This window comes from uncultured Campylobacter sp. (assembly GCF_937949835.1).
Classification (GTDB): domain Bacteria; phylum Campylobacterota; class Campylobacteria; order Campylobacterales; family Campylobacteraceae; genus Campylobacter_B.
On sequence record NZ_CALEDC010000022.1, the window covers coordinates 1 to 1,605 of the forward strand.

The 1,605-nt window shown below is 39.1% G+C and carries 1 pseudogene; it reads left to right on the forward strand.

Annotated elements, in window-relative coordinates:
• Positions 1–197 precede the first annotated feature (197 nt).
• Positions 198–1,605, forward strand: a pseudogene (locus Q0256_RS00500) (hypothetical protein); the annotation flags it as partial.

A 1,605-nucleotide genomic window follows, 5' to 3' on the forward strand; every position in this document is an offset into this window, starting at 1 on the left:
AAAATTTGCTGAAATTTTTGATAAATTTCCGCATTTTTTATATTTTATGAAATTTTTTAATCGCGTTGTCATTATTTGCCGTCCCATTTGAAATAAATTAAATTTTAATTATAAATCTTTCAAATTGCACTGTAATTTAAGCAAAAAAAATGTAAAATAATAGTCAAAAGTTATGTTATTGACCGGAGGGTAGTATCATGAAAGTTAAGAGTTTTAGCTTTGCGCCTCTTTTGGCGCTGTTCGTTTGTTGTTTGACAAACGCGTTTGCAGATGATAGCAGGTCGAACGTGAAGATAAATCCTGCTACCCCAATAAGCAACGAGTATCGTGACGATGGCTGGCTGGACGGAAGGAGAGGTGGTTGGACTTGGAACGGAGATCAGGGTTTGTATAATTTCACCACTATAAAAAATCGGTCTGACGAATTAAACCAAAAGCCGATAGTTAGATTCGGCGGTGCGGGCACATACGTCTTTGGAGACTACGCCGTGACTGGAAAGCCGGTGATTAGTTTGGATTGGTCCCAATCCACTGAAGCCGGTCAAGGTTATATGTGGGGAGCAAAAGGCACATATATTAAAGATGATACTAATGGACAGTTTTATTTGAATAGTTCAAAAGCTGTTTTGAGGCTTCCTAAGGGCGTGACTAAAGACGATATAGTCTATGCTAGACTTTATTGGCAGGGAAATATATTCAGCACGACTGATTTTAACAGCCTAGCAGAATATAACCAGGGGGGCGGAAAAAAAGATACCGGTTTTGCTAAGTGGTATACATGGGTAAAATTTACAATGAAAAGTTCGAAAGGTAAAGCTAGCATAATAGAAGATATTCATAGAGATAGATGCGAGGGAACGGCTGCTTGGAACTTTTTAGCAAGCTCCGGAAAACCTCTACGTTTACGTTTAAAATACGGCTGCACTAAAGATATTACTGATAAAGTTAAGAATTATTTTGTAGATTATTCCGATAGCATTGAATTTACTGTAGGAAACGTAAGAACGAGTGATGGTATGGATCCAATCGGTGCAGATTTTACCAATGGAGAGTTCGACGGCGCTCGTATTGGGCCGTACGGCGGATGGGGAATAATCATAGTATATGATAAAACCGCCAACTCCAGAAGGGATTTGCTAAATAATTTACAATCTAACGATAGCGTAACGGGTCGGAAAATGACTTATGCAGAGGCCGTAGAATATAAAAATAAATATTTTAAACCAAAGAACGTAACTATTTACGGCGATTATTTTGTCCTCACCCCTTGGAAGAATGGATATACGCCTATAAACATTAACGCTACCATCAGTGGATTTTATACACCTAAAAGTGGAACCGTAAATGCAAAGCTAGGGTTTTTAGGGTTTGGTGGCGAGAGAAAAATGACCTCCGACGAGTATTTTAAAGTTCAACACAAAGGAACCACGCAAATGGATTCGCTATACGGATCCGATGGGGTTAATCAATGGTTAGCTAACGATCGCGCTAATATATACGACGGCTCTGTCGCTTTACTTATAAACGATAACGGCACCTATAAGACAAAACCCATTACCGCACCGGCCGATTCCGACATATATATCGACTTTGAGCTGAACAAGT